This window comes from Ruegeria sp. CG1 (genome assembly GCF_056537265.1).
The window spans coordinates 432,065-450,334 of the sequence record NZ_JBQFRF010000002.1 but is presented as its reverse complement, the minus strand read 5'-3'; the positions used below and the strand labels follow the sequence as shown (position 1 = coordinate 450,334).

Annotated in this window: 12 protein-coding genes and 2 pseudogenes; 5 read left to right on the top strand and 9 right to left on the bottom strand. The window is 51.9% G+C overall.

Features of this window, described 5'->3' with window-relative positions; all coding sequences use genetic code 11:
• Nucleotides 1-74 precede the first annotated feature (74 nt).
• On the top strand, nucleotides 75-1,988 hold the full coding sequence (locus ACR0AU_RS07755) for a M10 family metallopeptidase C-terminal domain-containing protein (protein ID WP_480795503.1): 1,914 nt from the start codon (nucleotides 75-77) through the stop codon (nucleotides 1,986-1,988).
• Nucleotides 1,989-2,008: 20 nt separating this feature from the next.
• Here ACR0AU_RS07755 and ACR0AU_RS07750 read toward each other — a convergent pair whose 3' ends face one another.
• From ACR0AU_RS07750 to ACR0AU_RS07715, 8 genes and pseudogenes are all read right to left on the bottom strand, one after another.
• On the bottom strand, nucleotides 2,009-3,316 hold the full coding sequence (locus ACR0AU_RS07750) for an HlyD family type I secretion periplasmic adaptor subunit (protein WP_170394559.1): 1,308 nt from the start codon (nucleotides 3,314-3,316) through the stop codon (nucleotides 2,009-2,011).
• A complete protein-coding gene (locus ACR0AU_RS07745) occupies nucleotides 3,316-5,055 on the bottom strand; it encodes a type I secretion system permease/ATPase (protein WP_170732718.1) in 1,740 nt (579 codons plus the stop codon). Before ACR0AU_RS07745 ends, ACR0AU_RS07750 begins: the two co-directional genes overlap by 1 nt.
• Before the next feature lie 360 nt (nucleotides 5,056-5,415).
• A complete protein-coding gene (locus ACR0AU_RS07740; RefSeq protein ID WP_480591171.1) occupies nucleotides 5,416-6,732 on the bottom strand; it encodes a nucleotide sugar dehydrogenase in 1,317 nt (438 codons plus the stop codon).
• Between the two features lie 197 nt (nucleotides 6,733-6,929).
• Nucleotides 6,930-7,692 (bottom strand): annotated as a pseudogene (locus ACR0AU_RS07735) (IS5 family transposase).
• Nucleotides 7,693-7,953: 261 nt separating this feature from the next.
• Nucleotides 7,954-8,691 (bottom strand): SDR family oxidoreductase, encoded by a 738-nt coding sequence (locus tag ACR0AU_RS07730; RefSeq protein ID WP_170511918.1) that lies wholly within the window; start codon nucleotides 8,689-8,691, stop codon nucleotides 7,954-7,956.
• A complete protein-coding gene (locus ACR0AU_RS07725; protein ID WP_170732716.1) occupies nucleotides 8,688-10,010 on the bottom strand; it encodes an FAD-binding oxidoreductase in 1,323 nt (440 codons plus the stop codon). The genes ACR0AU_RS07730 and ACR0AU_RS07725 overlap by 4 nt, the downstream gene beginning before the upstream one ends.
• A complete protein-coding gene (locus ACR0AU_RS07720; RefSeq protein ID WP_480439083.1) occupies nucleotides 10,007-10,423 on the bottom strand; it encodes a GtrA family protein in 417 nt (138 codons plus the stop codon). Before ACR0AU_RS07720 ends, ACR0AU_RS07725 begins: the two co-directional genes overlap by 4 nt.
• Before the next feature lie 2 nt (nucleotides 10,424-10,425).
• Nucleotides 10,426-11,865, bottom strand: coding sequence for a UbiA family prenyltransferase (locus ACR0AU_RS07715; protein ID WP_480795502.1), 1,440 nt, complete (start codon nucleotides 11,863-11,865; stop codon nucleotides 10,426-10,428).
• Between the two features lie 672 nt (nucleotides 11,866-12,537).
• Here ACR0AU_RS07715 and ACR0AU_RS07710 point away from each other — a divergent pair.
• Nucleotides 12,538-13,118, top strand: a pseudogene (locus ACR0AU_RS07710) (IS5 family transposase); the annotation flags it as partial.
• A gap of 123 nt (nucleotides 13,119-13,241) precedes the next feature.
• Nucleotides 13,242-14,315, top strand: coding sequence for a non-hydrolyzing UDP-N-acetylglucosamine 2-epimerase (wecB, locus tag ACR0AU_RS07705; protein WP_170732714.1), 1,074 nt, complete (start codon nucleotides 13,242-13,244; stop codon nucleotides 14,313-14,315).
• Here wecB and ACR0AU_RS07700 read toward each other — a convergent pair.
• Nucleotides 14,312-15,814, bottom strand: coding sequence for a glycosyltransferase (locus ACR0AU_RS07700; RefSeq protein ID WP_170732713.1), 1,503 nt, complete (start codon nucleotides 15,812-15,814; stop codon nucleotides 14,312-14,314). The genes wecB and ACR0AU_RS07700 overlap by 4 nt on opposite strands.
• Nucleotides 15,815-15,977: 163 nt before the next feature.
• Here ACR0AU_RS07700 and ACR0AU_RS07695 point away from each other — a divergent pair, with 163 nt between their 5' ends.
• Nucleotides 15,978-16,931, top strand: a complete 954-nt coding sequence (locus tag ACR0AU_RS07695; RefSeq protein ID WP_170422763.1) for a Gfo/Idh/MocA family protein — start codon at nucleotides 15,978-15,980, stop codon at nucleotides 16,929-16,931.
• Between the two features lie 232 nt (nucleotides 16,932-17,163).
• On the top strand, nucleotides 17,164-18,246 hold the full coding sequence (locus tag ACR0AU_RS07690) for a DegT/DnrJ/EryC1/StrS family aminotransferase (RefSeq protein ID WP_480795501.1): 1,083 nt from the start codon (nucleotides 17,164-17,166) through the stop codon (nucleotides 18,244-18,246).
• Nucleotides 18,247-18,270 lie beyond the last annotated feature (24 nt).

Here is an 18,270-nt window from a genome sequence, read left to right as displayed (position 1 = left end):
TCGGCGATACGGCTTTAAAAACGTTTAACGGGGAAACGTATCTTTACAGCACGAGCGGACCCGGGGGAGGGCTCGTGTCTTGGCACCTTGTGGAGGGGGCTGGCCCACAAGAACAGGACCAACAATATTTCGATGCCTCGATTGCCCATCAGGTCGGGCGCAGCGGAACCCCGATTCATCTGGCGGGCAATAATCAACTGGTCCTCGATGTCGATACCGCCACAGGACTTGTGGGTTATGAACTAAACACGGATGGCACTATCGGTGCCTTGCAAGAAACCGATGCCTTGACGGGCGGCGGAGATATCGCTGCAGCGGTTCAGGTGACGATTGGGGCTGGCGACTTGCTTGCGCTTGCGCATGAGGACACAGGCCAGATCGGCACCTATAGTATCAATGGTGATGGATCGCTGAGCCCGGCGCATAGCATTAACGCGTCTGCCAGTACGCTTCAGACCCTGCAATCGGGGTCGAATCATTTCATTGTCGGCGCAGATGCAACCAGTGGAACAATCTCGTCATATTCGATCGATCAAGGCAGTGGCGTGCTCTCTGAGGTTGCCGGTAATGACGATATCCAAACGCTGGGCATCAGTTCTCCTACGGCGGTTGAGACAATTCAAGCCTATGGAAAGTCATGGATTGTTGTGGCCGGATCGCAGAGCAATTCGCTAAGCGTTATGGAATTGGACGCCAGCGGGCAGTTAAAGCCGACGGATCATATTCTGGATACCCTGCATACCCGGTTTGGGGCCGTACAGGATCTTTCAATTCTTGAAGTTAATGGTCGGGTTTTCGTGGTGGCTGGGGGCGGGGATGATGGGATCACGCTGTTTACAATGACGCCGGACGGGCAGCTCATCCATATGGATAGTTTTGCTGATACCCTGGACAGTGGATTGCAAAATGTCCAAACGATCAGCGTTGCGCATATGGGGGATGAGCTGCAGATATTTGTATCATCTCAACAGGATGCAGGGCTCACTCAGCTGAGCGTATCGATTGCCGACCTTGGAATTGTTGCCGAAGGGTTCGGAACAGTAACCGGAACCGCGCAGGACGACATGCTAAAAGGCGGTGTACTGGACACTATTCTGGACGGCGGAGCAGGGGACGATATGCTGATTACGGGCACCAGTTCCACGACCATGACGGGTGGTGCTGGCGCGGACATCTTTGTGATCCGTCAAACAAGTGGCCCGACTGTGATCACGGACTTTCAGGCCGGCACCGACCGTTTGGATCTGACTGATTATCCTTTTCTGCGCACCCCAGCGCAGTTGGATTTCACTTCCACCGCTCGAGGCGCCCAAATCGCTTATCGCGACGAAACGATAGAACTTGTTTCAGCTAATGGCACGTCCCTGACAAATGAGCAGGTATTCGGCGCAGGGTTTGGTGGTCCCGATCATATTCCTGTCAATCTGGGTAGCGGGCCGGATAACAACTCATCAGACGGGGTAGCTGGTGGGTTCACGCTGAATTCGACGACTCCAAACGCAGCGTTGGGAAATGCTGAAATCCGGTTCACCCCAGACGGAGGGTCTGCAGTTGTTGCGCAGGCAAATGCACAAGGTGAATTTGATCTGGATCTACCAGACGGCGCGTTTTCCGGCCAATTGGACATCATCAAATCGTATTCAATGGCAAGCAGCGAGATAACAGCGCTGGATGCATTGCAGGTTTTGCGCATGTCGGTTGGACTTGATCCGACATGGGGTCCGGCAACGGCCGAAAATTACATTGCGGCCGATATCACCCGGGACGGATCGGTAAACGCGTTGGATGCACTGGCAATTCTTCAGGTTGCGGTCGGCCAGCCTTCTGCGCACAACGCTGAGTGGGTTTTTCTGGATGCAAATGCGGATCTATCCGGAGTTTCACGCAGCAACGTCATCTACGAAACCGGAGCAGAGGTCACAATTGTTGATAGTGATCTGTCGGTCGACATGACCTCAATACTGCTTGGCAATATCGAGGCAGTTTGAATGCGATTGCGTGATCGGTGCTATTCTCGAAACGCGCGGTAGAAGTAATCTGCCAATGGTTTGACCAGGTAAGAAAGCGGAGTGCGTTCATCAGTTTTGATCATGGCTTCGACAGGCATACCCGGCAACAGTTCCTGGCCATTCAAACGGTCCAGTTGTCCTTCGTCAGGCACAACTTCAGCACGGTAGAAGGTAAAGCCGCTCGTCTCATCTGTGAATGAATCTGCTGAGACATTGATCACACGGCCATTCAGCTCAGGCGTGTCGCGTTGATTGAATGCGGGAAAGCGCAAGGCGACTTCCTGTCCGCGATGTAACTGATCCACATGCAACGCATCCACCCGTGCTGCGACCAACAAGGGCGTATCCTGCGGCACTACATACATCATCGGCTCACCCGGCTGGATCACAGACTGGATGGCAAAAACCTGACTGTCGTAAACTGTGCCAGCGACGGGTGCACGGATGTCTAGACGCGACAAACGCTCGGAAAGGGAAAGACGACGTTCCGCCAGTTCTACAACGCGAGACTGCACATCCCGAAGCTCGGTGATGGCTTCTTCGCGCCGCGTGGCCTGCAATTCAACAATTTGAATTTCGGTCGTGGCTATCTGGCCTGTCAGTCGCGCAACTGTGGATTCGAGGCTGCCGATTTGCCCTGTTAGATTTGCCTCTTCCCGCTGCAATGCAGAAACGCGGCTGGCCTGTGTCAGGCCGCGATCAAGCAAACCTTGCTGATCTTCGAGCTCCGTTCTGATCAATTCGACCTGAGTATTCAGTGACGCCAATTGCGCCTGCGTCCCCTCAATCTCGTTCTGGATCTGTATCTTCTGTTTCCCAAGCTGGTCGATCTGCTGGGTCAGCGTTTCCAACCTGGCGTTGAACAGACGTTGTTGGCCTTCCAACAGATCGTCGTCGATCGATTCGCGGGCTTTGAGCTCTTGCAGATTTTGCTTTAACGTATCTGCGTTCGCACCATCCCGTTCAGCCTCTAGCCGGGTCTTTCGGGCAAGTAACTCAAATAGCTGAGATTCCACGATCGTTTGCTCCGAGGCCAAAAACGTGTCGTCAAGCCGCAGCATCATGTCCCCACGCGCCACTGCGTCACCGTCACGTACGAATATCTCGCCTACAACGCCACCATCGGGGTGTTCGATGACCTGACGATTGCTCTGAACTTCGATCACACCTTGCGAGATAATAGCACCGGCCAGCTCAGTGCGGACGCTCCATAATCCCAGTCCCAGGATCAAAACTGCCAGAGCCAAAAGGCCGACAAAAGCGGGCGCTTTAATACTCCAAACGGGACGTGAACTCTTGTCTGCCATTATTCACCCACCTTGTTCAGGTGCCTTTTGATAACGTTGGCGTTTTGGACCATCGTGTTCAAAACTTCATCGCGCCCACCGGATTTGACGATCTGGCCTTTCTCGACAACGACAAGATCGTCGCATTCCGAGATCGCCTGAGGCCGGTGCGTCATGATAATCGTGGATTTGCCCGCGCTCTTGAGCTCGCGGACCGCGTTGTTCAGGGCGAGGGTTCCGTCTGCATCCAGGGCCGAGTTTGGCTCATCCAGAATCAACAATACCGGATTACCATAGAGAGCGCGCGCCAATGCAATCCGCTGTTTCTGCCCACCGGAAAGCTGGCTGTCATTGCCCTCAAGGAAGGTATCGTATCCTTTCTCAAGCCCCAGAATCAGCTCATGCGCATTGGCTGTTTTCGCCGCTGCAACAACCGCTTCGGGATCAGGGGTTTGTGACATCCGGGCGATGTTTTCAGCAACCGTTCCGTTGAACAGCGTCACTTGCTGCGGTAGATATCCAATATGCCGCCCCAGATCGTCGGGTTCGTACTGATCGAGTGTAGCACCGGCCAAACGAATTTCCCCAGCGGCCGGTGGCCAAAGGCCCAACAACGCTTTGGCAAGCGTTGTTTTGCCTGACCCGCTTTTCCCGATCACACCCAGGGCCGTGCCAGGGCGCAACTCAAGAGATGCATTCCGCACTGTCGGGATCTTCGCGCCCGGAGGGATCACCGTCAGTCCTTTTGCGACAAGATGCGCCTTGGGATCGGGCAGTTTGGTACGAGACGATTCAGGAGGCGTTGAATCAAGAAATGAGTTCAGGTTAATCCATGCCGTGCGCGCGCGTTCGATCATCGACCATTGACCCACCGCCATTTCGACCGGAGCCAAGGCGCGACCCAGAAGGATCGTACCCGCGATCATAGCACCGGGCGTCATCTCGTTGCGCAAAACCAGCAACGCGCCGAGCGCCAGCATAGCGGATTGCAGAAACAGTCGCAGAGACTTCGTCAGCGAGGTAAAACTGCCGGTCCAGTCGCTTGCAGATATGGATTGAGACAGCGCTTCGGTGCGCTGGTTCAACCAGCGTTTTGAGACATCTTCCTGCATGCCCTGAGATCTGACGACCTCGGCAGCTTGTCTGGCGTGTTCAGAGAAAGAATTTGCTTTGGCAGAGGCGATTTGAGCATCTGACACTTTGCGATGGGTCAACGCTTGGTTCAGCAGCGCGATAACAATCAGAAGCGTTCCACCTGCGACGGCCAACCAGCCAAGCAACGGATGGAACAGGAAGATTGCGGCCACAAAAATCGGCGTCCAAGGGATGTCCATAACCGCCAACAAAACGGGCGAGGCGCATAACGCGCGGATCGATTCCAGATCTCGCAATGCAGTCGCAGGTGCTGATCGAACCTGTGGGAACAATGCGCGTCGCATGGTCCCTTCAAACACGCGTTCATCGAGTGCTGATTGAAATCGCGCTCCGAACCGAGCCACGATTCGGCCGCGCGCATAGTCCAACATCGCCATCAGCGCATAAAGCAGCGCGACAAGCAAAAAAAGCGCTGATAAAGTCTCGACCGAGCGCGACCCAAGGACCCGATCATACACTTGCAGCATGAACAGCGGTCCGGTCAGCATAAGCAGATTGACAAAAACGCTGAAAATGAAGGCAAGCGCCAGGAAACTGTTCCCTTGGTTGCGCACCTTTCGCAGCTCATGACGCTGAGGCGGGGTGTTGCGGTTTTTCAAGCTCACGCGTTTTGGCCCTTGATTGCTCACACTTGGAACTCGTCAACAGCCAATCTTCCTGTACCCGAAGGCGGCCTGACAATTGCCGCAACTATATCTGCGTACCTGCACAGGAACAACGCGCGTTTCATGCGCCGCCAATTGTTTAGGCGGTGTTCGTACCGATGAATTGATTGGAATGGCAGGAAAGTGCCGACATTTTTGCCTTGCGGGTCCAATTCTCAGCGCATTCATCCAGCGCTTAGGACACCGTCAAACCATTCAGAGTTTTGGTCCCGCGTAAGCGGTCATACGAGCGACAGCCGTTCCTAAGTACCATCCGCCAGGTGTTCCGGCCCTGCTCGGCAAAGCCGGTCGCAGTTTCATTTAAGCACGAACAATATTTTGCTCAGAGGTACGGTATTTACCGCGGGTGTCGATGAGGAGCTTCGCGTGATTTTTGATCAACTCATAATCAAAGGCATCGTGATTGGTCGCCAGAATAACTGCATCCTGCTCCGACAGAACCTCAGGGGTAAGGGTTTCAGATGACAATTCAAAGAAGTGTTCCCGCATCGTGGGAAATTCGGGCACATGGGGGTCCGAGTAGCTGAGGTCTCCTCCATTGTCTCGGATCAGCTCCATCAAGGTGACAGAAGGGCTCTCTCGCATGTCGTCGACATTTTTTTTGTACGCGATGCCCAAAACCATGATTTTACTGCCACGAATCGCTTTGCTGCGATCATTCAGCGCATTGGCGAGTTTGCCAAACACATATTCCGGCATCGCCGTGTTCACTTCACCGGCCAATTCGATGAAGCGTGTGTTGATGCCGTATTCACGTGCTTTCCAGGTCAGGTAAAATGGATCGATAGGGATGCAGTGCCCTCCAAGTCCCGGACCCGGATAGTAAGGCGTAAACCCGAAGGGTTTGGTCGCGGCCGCGTCGATAACCTCAAAAATATCGATCCCCATGCGGTCAGCAACGATTTTCATCTCGTTCACGAGGCCAATGTTTACCGCCCGGTGGATATTTTCCAGAAGCTTTGTCATCTCGGCAGTCTCGGTCGAGCTTACCGGTACGAGCTTATCAATCGCGTGCTCATAAAGCGCGATACCCGCCTTCAGGCATGCCGCTGTATGTCCGCCGACCACTTTTGGTATTGTATTGGTCGTAAAATCCGGGTTGGCGGGGTCTTCGCGTTCGGGTGAGTAGACAGCAAAAAGATCCTCACCAACCTCAAGTCCATTTTTCTCAAGCCGAGGCAAAACTTCTTCTTTGGTTGTGCCTGGATAAGTCGTGCTTTCCAGCGCAATAACCTGACCCGGACGCAAATGATCTGATATTTGGTCACACGTATCGGTGACAAAGCTCAAATCTGGCTCGCGATATTTGTTGAGTGGAGTTGGTACACACAACATAATGCCATCCGCCTCAGCGATGCGCGAGAAATCTGTAGTGGCCTCGAATCCACTTTTTCGCGCCTCTGCAATGCGGTCATCGTCGATATGCTCAATTGAGCTGTGACCGGAGTTTAAATTCTGCACCTTTGTGGTATCCAGGTCGAAGCCAATCACCCGGTATCCAATTTCGGTATATCTGAGGGCCAGGGGTTGTCCGACATATCCCAGTCCAACAATCCCGATCACAGCCTGCTTCGCAGTAAGCTTTTGTAGCAGGTTGTTTAGTGATGTCTGTGTCATGATAAAATCGCTCTTTATCTAAGTCTGCGCAGGATAGTCAGAGGGGCCCCAAATACGAAGTCGCGTCTCTACTAGTTGCTTTGTTGAAAAAGGCAATGGGTATTTGGGTCGCAAACAGATTTGGCGATTGTAATCTCGCTAGGCACAGAAGCGTTTGATACGCCTATTGGGAAATGAACGGCAGTTGGGCTCAGTACTCATAGCCAATAGATGACGGTTGCGGCGAGCGCGATTGCCGATAGGAAGACTTTGGGGCAGCGATCGTATCGGGTTGCGACATGCCTCCAATTCTTGAGCCTGCCGAACATGATCTCGATCCGGGTGCGCCGCTATTATCTTCGCATGTCGTAATTGTCCGCAGTTATTCACTGGTTTCAACCGGGGGTACAGGCCCGTATCCCTTTGTCTTTCAACGCTTCTCGAAACCAATCAGCGTCACAACCTCGGCCCCCGAGCGGTAGTCGACATCTGGCAGGCTGCTCAGCAAAGCCCGCGCACCATCATGGTCGCTGACTTGACCGGCAGCAACAGAGAGGTTTAGCGGACGCATCTGGCTGTCGCAGATGGCGTGCAGCTTAGTATTCAAGCCGCGCTTCGTGCGATCGATCAGATCACCACACCCCCTTTTTGACGCCCAAACTGTACGCCGTTCGGTGGGTTTCAAGTAGGTCGCGTCGATCATAACAATCTTCTCCTCGCCGCGCTCAGCGGCCAAATCGTTCATCATCTGTGAAAAGATACCCTTACCGCTCCACCGTTACCAACGGTTGTACAGGGTCTTGTGTGGCCGTATTCCGAAGGCGCGCACCGCCAGCGTAACTCATTGCGGTTGATGAAAATAATTCCAGTTAGGACGCGCTAATCATCAACGCAGGGTTTGCCATGGAGCTTTGGGAGATAGGGCTCGAGACGTGCCATCCGCGCGTCGTTCAACCAGAAGAGATCAGACCTATTCACCATTCGTTTTGTGAACAGTGAATCAGGCAGCAAGGCGGAAATCAATGGGTCCTGAGCCTAGGCATTAGCAGAAGTACTAAACGAGTAGATTTCCCATCCACAGTCTTTCAGAAATGTTCCGTCGAAACTCGCGCAGTCGCCTGATATTGAATTTTGCCTTAGAGTTTTCTTGCGATGTAAAAATATGCAAAATACCTTTTTCGGATAAAATGGAGCTGCGCGATAGATTGAGGGATCTCAACATTTTTTTTGCATATTTACTCTTCAGATTTTCATTTTTTTGAAGATTGTTTCCGGAATAAGGGTGATGATCATCATGATCAGCCTCCAAATCGAACGAACATAAATCACATTGCGTCCTTTGATCAGTGCGCGAGAAATGGCTTCTGCTACTTCTTCTGGCGCCGCAGTAAGACGTGCAGGCAGGTCCATGCCCTCTGTCATTCGCGTGGCCACAAAGCCTGGCAGAACCGTAAGAACATGGATATTCCGACGAGCCATGCGGTTACGCAGACCGGAAAGGAAGGCCGTGAATCCGGCTTTGGCCGAGCCGTAGACATAGTTGGTGGCACGACCGCGCAAACCTGCAACAGAGCTGATACCAACGATTTTGCCCGAACCGCGTTGATCGAAGCGATTTGCCAAGACAGCCAGAATGCTGGCGGGCCCTTCATAGTTGGATCGCATGACTGTCACTGCAGCATCCACATCTTGTTCATTCTCTACTTGGTCACCCATTAGTCCAACCGCACAAACGGCGATCTGGGGGAGCTCGGGTAGATCGTCGACAAAACTTGCGTGAGTTTCTAATGCAAGAGCGTCAAAGGCGTGAAGAGTGACCTGTACATTATAACGCAAAAGCAAATCCTTCTGTGCCGCTTCAAATTGTGCGGGATCTCGCAGTGCGAGCTGTATTGGATGACCGCTTTTTGCGAATTCGTGGGCTATCGCAAGACCAATGTCGGATCGTGCCCCCAAGATCAGCACTGCACCTTTGCTCATAGTTTGAGCCTTTCTGATTGTTTTGAACGAAAACTGCTGCTTAGCCCGGCTTCATCGCGGTGGGCGGCGAAAGCAGCGGCGCGTGGATCAGAACGGTGCAAAGTATCGGCGGGCATTCGGCTGTCTTTAGCCAGATAGAACCGGCCGCCATGGTCCATCGTGATTTGGTCGAGCCGCAACATCAGCGAAAGCGTTCGCTGGTTTACCGGGAAATCGAGAGCCAATGTGTAGCCTAGCATTGGGAAAGAAAATGCGCTGTCTTGCTGGCCGAACCGCTTTAGCACCGCCAAGAAAGAGCCGGCCCCGGCGGCGGATGTGGCTTGAAGTAGCGCAGTTAGGCCGCGTTTGGAGTGCTCCAGAGGTAGCGCACATTGAAATTGCATTAGTCCTTTGCGCCCATAGATCTTGTTCCAGCCGAGGATAGCATCGAGTGGGTAGAAATAACTGTCCCAATCCACCAGTGTTTCGCCGCTTTCGCGAGAGCCATTCCAATAATAGAGCCCATTGAACCCTCGCACAGACAGTCTGTTTAACAGTCCTTGCGGAAAGTCGAACGGAATAGACAATTTCCTTTTCGTTGGAGTTTCGAAAGGATACCTCAACTTGTCCCCTGATAAATCGGCGCGCGTGGCGTGCTCCCCCAGCATCAAAAGAGAACGACCGAGTTTGTCATCCCGGCTTAGGCAGTCGATCCACGCTACCGAATAAGTTGCGTCCTGAGTTGCTTCAAATGCCTCAAGCGCTGCATCTAGATTTGGCAACGGTCGCAAGGTTTGACGTATCCAGGCGCTTTCGACTGGGCGTAGACGAAGAGCTGCGCGCAAGATGATACCCGTAAGCCCCATTCCACCGGTGGTCCAGTTGAACAAATCTGCATTTTCCTGCGGCGAACAGCGCTCTATCCTACCTGCTGGTGTGACGACATCAAGCCAGTCCACAAAAGCGCCAATACTGCCCTCTTTGTGGTGGTTCTTTCCATGCACGTCTGCAGCGATCATGCCTCCGAGCGTGACAAATTTCGTCCCCGGTGTCACAGAAGGAAACCAACCTCGTGGGAGGAATGTTGATATCACATCAGCCAGCAATACACCCGCCTCGGCGACTAGAATGCCAGCCGACGCATCAAATGAGAGCATCCGATTGAAATGACGCATCGAAACGGTCTTATTCGATCCTATGGCGCTGTCCCCATAGGCACGGCCATTTCCACGGGCAATGACGGCATGCTCAGATACCAATGCAGACAATGCCGCCTCGTTCCGCGGAGCCTCGGAAGTGCCCTGATAGACGGGAAATCTGCCCCATCCTTCAAGCGTCATGCTGGTTTCGCTCTCTGCGAGTCTGTGAAGACAAATCGGCGATCTAAATGGTATTTAACCACATAACCAATTGTCAGGCCGATGATCGCTCCGATTTCTCTCATCAAGTTGGATTTCCAGATCACCCAGAACGTGGTTTCTGTTGCCCAGAAAATCAATGTCGTGACAATTCCCATGGTGGTATAGAGAGTAAATTTCCGACTGTGTGCGCGGATGCTGCGTGATGTATCGGCGAAGATCCAGCGCTTGTCTAGGAAGTACTTAATTAGAAGCCCCACAAGCGTGCCGCAAAAGACAGCAGATGCAAATCCCCAGGTTGACGAATTGATCGACAGTACCAAGCGTTGCATCCCCAAATTGGCTATGGTCGCCAAGACTGCGAAGACCGTATACCGAAATACTAGGACCTCCACACTCACAATACTGCACCTCCGATAACAAAGCTAACCATCAGGATAACGCAAATCTGGCTTGTGCGGTCACGTGCTGCAAACACAACTGGATCATCGTGCATTTGTCCTCGATGCGTTAGCATCGCTATCCGTGATATCCAATAAAACAAGATGCCGCAAATCGCTCCCAAAACTAGGGGTTTGGAGTAGAGAACCATCACGGAAGGAGAATTGATATAGAGCGCCATCACCAATATCGAAACGTAGCCGGAGGCAACTGACATCATTGAGACTACAGGCAAATCTTCGACCTGGTACCCCCTGCCTTCAGCCTTCAACTTGCCACGTGCTGCATTGTCGATTAGTTCGGCCTGCCGCTTGACGGCAGCCAATGAAAAAAAGAAGAATGAAGAAAATACTAGGAGCCATACCGATAGCGGAATGCCTGTGGCCACAGCCCCTGCGGTGATCCTCATCGTATACAGGGCGGCCAGCGTACAAATATCGATGATCATACGGCGCTTCAGCGATAGCGAATATGCCGTTGTAATGATGAAGTACACTGCCATAACAAATACAAAGGGCCAACCCAGGAGCGTGGCTATTCCCGTTCCCGCCCCCGTAAGCACCACGAGCATCAGCGCGCCATGCGAAATGGGTAACGCACCTGATGCAAACGGTCTTTCTCGTTTACGCGGATGGGCTCGATCTGCGCGTAGATCCAGAAGGTCGTTCGTCACATACACGCTTGATGCGATTAGTGAAAACGCAACGAAAGCCCCGAGGCTATGTAATATCGCAGAAGCCGAAAAATCATGTGCCGCAAAGGCTGGTAAGAAAACGAGAATATTCTTCAGCCATTGATGTGGCCGGATCGCCCGTAGGTAAGAGCTAAAGCTAGTTTGACTAGTTTGGAGGTGTTCAACACGCGTATCAATCGAGTCGACGACTTTGCGCAGAGACGGTGAGACATTCACCGTAACTGCTTGGCTGGAATGTTCCCAGATGGGCAAATCCGCTGTCGCATCACCCATATAGGCATAACGCCCCGAACCGAAATGCTCCTCCAAGAAAGTGGCCTTGTTAGCCCCTTTGAGGTTCTGCTTTCCATTTGAGCCATGTACTTCGTCGAAGATATTAAGATACTTCGCGATGCAATCGGCAATTTTTTGATCGCTAGCAGTAACCAGGGCGGTTCGCCCTCCCGCTCTACGCCAACTCTCGATATATTCAATGACCTTCAAATCATAGGGGAGGGTTGACGAGTCGATATCTGCGTGCGCGGCCAGTTCGCGTTTTAGAGCTGATCTGCCCGCGCCCAACGCCTTTATTGCGCGAAACGGTGTGCGCCAGTTTGACGAGAAAGCTGCCCAGAAACTTTCGTGCAGCATATCTGATCTGAGCAGGGTGCCGTCGAGATCAACCACCAAGGTGTCTGGAGATGTGGTTTGCCGGTTTAACATAATACAGTCTTGCTCCAGACAGCATGAGGTTTCACGTTTGAAATCAACTCCTTGAAATCGGCAAAATATATTTGATTCAAGCCCGTGCAGCTATTTGCGATAATGAGGTGGGGGTGATTTAGATGCATTGCTAATCTCTGGCCAATTTGACGCTACAATGCGTAGGTGCCACTCGGGTTGCTTCTTCTGGCACCGGTTTATTGCAAAGCATCCGGTAGCTTCTTCTAGCTGGCAAAGTTACAAGCGCGTAGGCTCAGGTGTACTAATTTAACAAGTATCTTAGGCAATAATAAAATACTAGCAAGATAACTCCTCAAAGCTGTCTAAGTATCATTTGTGCGTCTAAGCTAAGCTCCCGCGGTGTCGCGAGAAACGTCGCATTTGACGCATGTATCAGCCAATAAAATTGGATCCGAAATCGGGCCCGAGTGAAGAATATGGCATATGGAAGCGCTACACCGACACAGAGTACCAGAAACAAGTACTCTATGCGTGGAAACGGGATTCGTCGTCGCATGGCCAAAAGGGCTGTTAGTGGTAGTATCAGGTTTATATAGCTGACAGCAGGATCGCCTCACGCGTATCAATTCTAGTGTCACGATGCATCGATTTTGTTAGCACTGTATATTTAGCAGCTCGGATAGCTGAGCTTTGATATGAGCGGTCCTTTCGACGCTCTGTAGCCGATGGAAACTTAGGAACGAGAAAGGCATCTTCGCGCGGATGATGGCTGGGCTCGCTGCCGAACACTGCAAGCAAAAGACTGTTATGATCGTGCAATCCATCCGAAATTGCACCATACCGCGACGAGTATGGCTGCCAAAATGGGATGTGGTCGTCTGATTGGTCAAACCAAGGGCGGTATGAACACCAAGCTGCGTGCGATCTGCGATAGCTAGTGGCTACCGGTCAATCTGCTTGTCACCGCCGGACAATTCAGCGACGACGTTGGTGCACACTCGCTGCTTGGCAGCTTTCCTAATTCGAATGGCAGTTCGGGGATCGCGGCTACGATGCTGACTGGACCCGAGAAGCGTTGTGAGACGAGGGGGCACGTGCCTGCATTTCGGGTCGAAAGCAACGCAAGACCCCAGTCAAATATGCCAAAACGCAGATACGAGCGGTGAAACCGCATCGAGATCGTGTTCGGCGGGCTAAAGGGCTGCAGGCGCTTGGCGACGCGCTTCAAGTGCTGTCCAGAGGTCTGTCCCTTTACCATTGCTCTCGTGGCGGCCGTCATCTGTTGGTTATGAAGGTTGATCCTACTGTTAAGTTAATCTGAACCCGCGTCAGTAAATCAGTCACGAGATATCACGTGGAATTTATACTGGCCGTGTGTTAGCGCGGTTTTAGGCAATTATTTATTTGGAGCTACCGTGAAAATCGCAGTTGTAGTTGGCGCGCGCCCTCAGTTTATTAAATTGGCTCCGGTGAGCAGAGCACTTCGTTCCATGCCGGGAGTAACAGAGGTGCTGATTCACACAGGACAGCACTATGACGATTCGATGTCTAAGATTTTTTTCGACGAACTAGAAATTGCAAAACCCGACATCAACCTATCGGTGAACTCAGGCAGTCATGGTGCCATGACAGGACTGATGATGCAGAAACTTGAACCCGTCATTCAAGAACATGAACCAGATGCGCTCCTTGTTTTTGGAGATACGAATTCAACATTGGCTGGTGCATTGGTCGCCTCAAAACTTCATATCCCGGTGGCGCACGTAGAGGCCGGGCTGCGCTCATTTAATCGAAAGATGCCCGAAGAAACGAACCGAGTTCTAACGGATCACGTTTCCGACCTTCTGTTCACGACTTCCAGCGACGCTGTGGAAAATCTGCGAAGAGAAAGCATTTCGGAGAGCAAAATTTTTGAAGTCGGTGACGTGATGTTCGACGCAGCACTACACTTCGGTGAAAAGGCCAAGCAGAAATCAACAATTTTGGCTGACATTGGGTTAGACGCAAACGGATTCATACTTGCGACGATCCATAGAGCTGAAAATACGGATTCGCCAGAAACGTTAACAAACATTGTTGATGGTCTGGAGGCGGTTGCAAAACAACATCCGGTTGTCTTGCCATTGCATCCACGTACTGCCGCAAGGATAAAAGGAATCGGTCGTAAATTCGAACATGTCCAAACGATAGACCCAGTCGGTTACTTGGATATGGTCGCTCTAGAAAGCAATGCGGTGCTGGTTGCTACGGACTCTGGCGGAGTGCAGAAAGAAGCGTATTTCTACGGCGTCCCTTGCGTAACTCTTAGAACGGAAACAGAATGGGTTGAGCTTGTTGAAAGCGGCTGGAATCGTATCGTTTCGCCCATAGAAGGGGATATCGAGGATGGTATCCTAAGTGCGATAGGGACTAGCGGAAATCAGATAGAAATCTATGGTGATGGAACCGCTTCGCAACAAATCGCACAGATACTTGCCGCGCGAGTTTAAATACCTTCATAGAGCGCCGCCAACTTCTTGGCTTGCGCAGGCCAGCTGTAGGTCTCCCAAAGCTTCCTTCTGTTGTCGACGCTTAACGTAAAGCGTTCGGGATGGTCCAAGACATCCCGAATAGCTTCAGCAATGCTCTGAGGATCTGTTTCGTCCATTGCTCGTCCGAAACCGAGAGACTCCGCAAACCGACGCATCTCTGGAAGATCTGAAACACATATTGGTACGCCAGCAAATGCGGCTTCAAAAAGCTTGTTAGGCATTGCGTAGCGGTGATTGAGCGATACGTTCTGAAACGGGCATATAGCGAGGTCTGCTGTACTAATTGCGACTGGTACATCTGGAGCTGCCACAGGTGGAAGCAAGGTAACGCGATCATCCACACCTAGGTCATGAGCGACACTCATGAACCACTTGTCGTTTCGGAGGTGCCGTGGGCCCATCGAAGCTAACTTGACTTCGGGAAGATGAACCAAAGCCTCAAGAACTTTATCTAACCCACGATGTGACATTTGAATGCCACCAGTAAAAATAATCAAGGGCGCCCCGTCAGCAACGTTTGCCTGAGCACGGATAGAAAGCTGATCCAACGCCTTTTCTTTACGACTATCCATGTAGTCGACATCTATCTCTGGAGCATTGAGGATAAGTGTCGGACTATCTTTGAAGCGTTTGGCATACAAATCTGCGATGGACGAAGATACGGTGATCATATAATCGACGAAGGGGAGGCAATCGTCTTCTAGGTTTTCTGCAAAGTTCGATCCATTCGACGGATTCTTTGTAGCGCGCGCGGGCTCATACTCATGGGCGTCATAAACAAGTTTTGCGTTGAACTGCTTGGCAATTACGACGCCTGCAGGGAGACAATAAATATCATGAGCGTGGATGACATCAGGGACCTCATCAAATTTAAGGTGGCAAAGGTTTTCTGCGTAAATCAATGATTCCAACTGATAGAGTTTAAAGAAATTTTCTCTGACTTTTCGGGCCATCAACATAAATGACTTGAGGTTTTTCGGGCCTTTTCCGAATCCAAGTCCAAGCCGTGTTTTCCAAAGCAGTCGCTTGTGTACGAGTTTTCTAGCCCGCCTTTCATCACCGCCGAAGTTTTTATAGTACATCGGGTCAAGCTTTTGGACGTCTTCGTCCGTGAGGAAAGTCTTCAACCAGGTTTTCAAAGAATTCAGCTGAATAGCGGATTCGACATACGGTACGACACGTTGCTCGACTTGAGCGGACGTGCGCTCCATAAACGAGAAACGTTTAAGCAATTTTTCAGTGATGTTGTCACAAGACTGCCAGTTGAATCGAGTGATCCGAATGCCATCGATGCTGTCTTCTTGCGGCAAGCCCCCTGGCCAGTCGCAGAAGATATGTACGTTATGGCCCGCTGCATGAAGTGCGCGCGCTTCTTTAAGAACGCGCGCATCCGCCGTTATCTCGTGGTAGGTAAGACAGAATACGGTTTTTTGAGATTTGGGGCGGGTGTCTGACATCGGTCGAAGATCAATCTAGCTCTGACAATTCCGAACCGCTCTAACAGAGGTTGATCGGGGTTTCCAGCTTGATTGGTGATGCTTGAAATGCCTTCCACTATTGACTTCCCAAAGAATTTCTTGGAAGCGCTGTAGCACAATTTGAGCACTTGGGACGCACCGAATGAGCAACTTTGCATTAATAGGAACCGCAGGATACATCGCGCCGCGCCACATGAAGGCGATAACGGATACCGGAAACACGTTGTTGGCTGCTCTGGACACAAGCGACTCCGTTGGAATTATCGATAGCCACTTCCCCGATGCACATTTTTTCACAGAGTTTGAGCGTTTTGATCGCTATGTTGACATGTTACGTCGCAGCGAAGCGGGCAAAATTGATTATGTCTCGATCTGCTCGCCGAATTACCTCCATGACAGCCACATGCGGTTTGCATTGCGTTCTGGCGCCGATGCGATCTGTGAGAAGCCGCTGGTGTTGAACCCAGAGGATATTGATGGCCTGGAAGCGATTGAGCAAGCGACTGGACAGACCGTAAACACGATCCTGCAGTTGCGCGTACATCCCTCGATCATTGCTCTTAGGGACAAGATTCGAAACAGCCCCAAGGATACCAAGTACGAGGTCGATCTGACTTACATCACGTCCCGTGGACGTTGGTATCTGGAGAGCTGGAAAGGGGATGTCCGCAAATCTGGCGGTATTGCCACCAACATCGGCGTGCATTTCTTTGACATGCTGCACTTCCTCTTCGGAGATCTTCAGGCGAACCATGTGCATCTCAATGCCCCGACCAAGGCAGCGGGCTATCTTGAGTTTGAACACGCCCGGTGCCGTTGGTTCTTGTCGCTGGACGTAAATGACGTTCCGGCAGAGGCGCGAGAAACCGGAGCCAGAACCTATCGCTCCATCACTATTGATGGGGAAGAGATCGAATTCTCGGGCGGATTTGCCGACTTGCACACGCGAAGCTACGAAGAGATTCTGAACGGGAACGGGTTTGGATTGAATGAAAACCGGCCTGCAATTGCGATGGTCAGCCATATCCGCAACGCCTCGATCGAAGCAAGCAAAGGTGAGCAGCATCCGAAGCTGATGAGCAGCACGGTACTCTGATCAAACGGATCGTCTGCATGTTGTCCCACCACCCATGACGTTTTTGGCACTGGGCAATACAGGGAAACGGTCCGCCCAGTTATTAGTACTGCGGTAATCCGTGCCAAACAGACCCGGTGTATTAAGTCTTTGCCGACGAATAGACATGGTCGAGCGGTGCCGGATTATGTATGGGAAACTGCAGAGGTACAGCTTGCAGAAATTCCTCAAGAACCAATAGGGCGTTTTAGCGATGCAATTTATTGACCTGGCGGAACAACAGAAACGTATCAAGGATCAGCTTGATGCTGGCATTGCCAATGTGTTGGCGCATGGAAAGTACATTCTTGGCCCAGAAGTGGCTGAACTAGAGGCACGGCTGACTGCCTTCACGGGAGCTAAACATTGCATCACCTGCGCCAATGGAACGGATGCATTGCAAATTGCCTTGATGGCGTTTGAGGTCGGGCCGGGGGATGAGGTCATCACGCCCGGATTTTCATATATCGCCACGGCTGAAGCCGTCAGATTGCTGGGCGCAAAGCCGGTTTATGTCGATATTGACCAGACTAGTTATAACCTTGATCCCAACAAGCTTGACGCTGCGATCACACCCCGGACAAAGGCAATTATACCGGTGTCGCTGTATGGCCAACCTGCTGATTTCGAACGAATTAACGAGGTAGCTGTGGCAAACGGCTTACCTGTCATCGAGGATGCTGCTCAGAGCTTTGGCGGATCGTTGCGTGGCAAACGGTCAGGAAACCTATCAACGATTTCCTGCACCAGCTTTTTCCCATCGAAACCCCTTGGCTGCTACGGCGATGGTGGTGCTATCTTCACCTCGGACGATGAACTGAGCATCATTCTTCGCCAGATAGCCCGGCACGGGCAGGACCGGCGTTATCACCATATCAGGGTTGGCGTTAACAGCCGTCTGGACACATTGCAGGCTGCGATCCTGCTGTGCAAGCTGGATATTTTCGAGGATGAACTTGTCCTGCGAGACTCCGTCGCGGACCGTTACAAAGTGCTACTGAAGGAAACCAATATCGCCGCTCCGACGCTGATGGAGGGCGCGACCAGCGCCTGGGCGCAGTACACGATACGCGTGGACAATCGTGAGGATGTGCAAGCTAAGCTCAAAGACGCCGGGGTTCCGACCGCCGTGCATTATCCACTGCCGTTGAACAAGCAACCAGCTGTTTCTGACCCAAATGCCGACTTGCCTGTTGGCGATCAGGCCGCCGCAACAGTGATTAGCCTGCCGATGCACCCGTATCTGCAGGAGAATTCGCAAGAGCAGATAATCGAGGCACTGAAAAAAGCGATCTGAACGCGCTGACGGTTTAATCGGTGC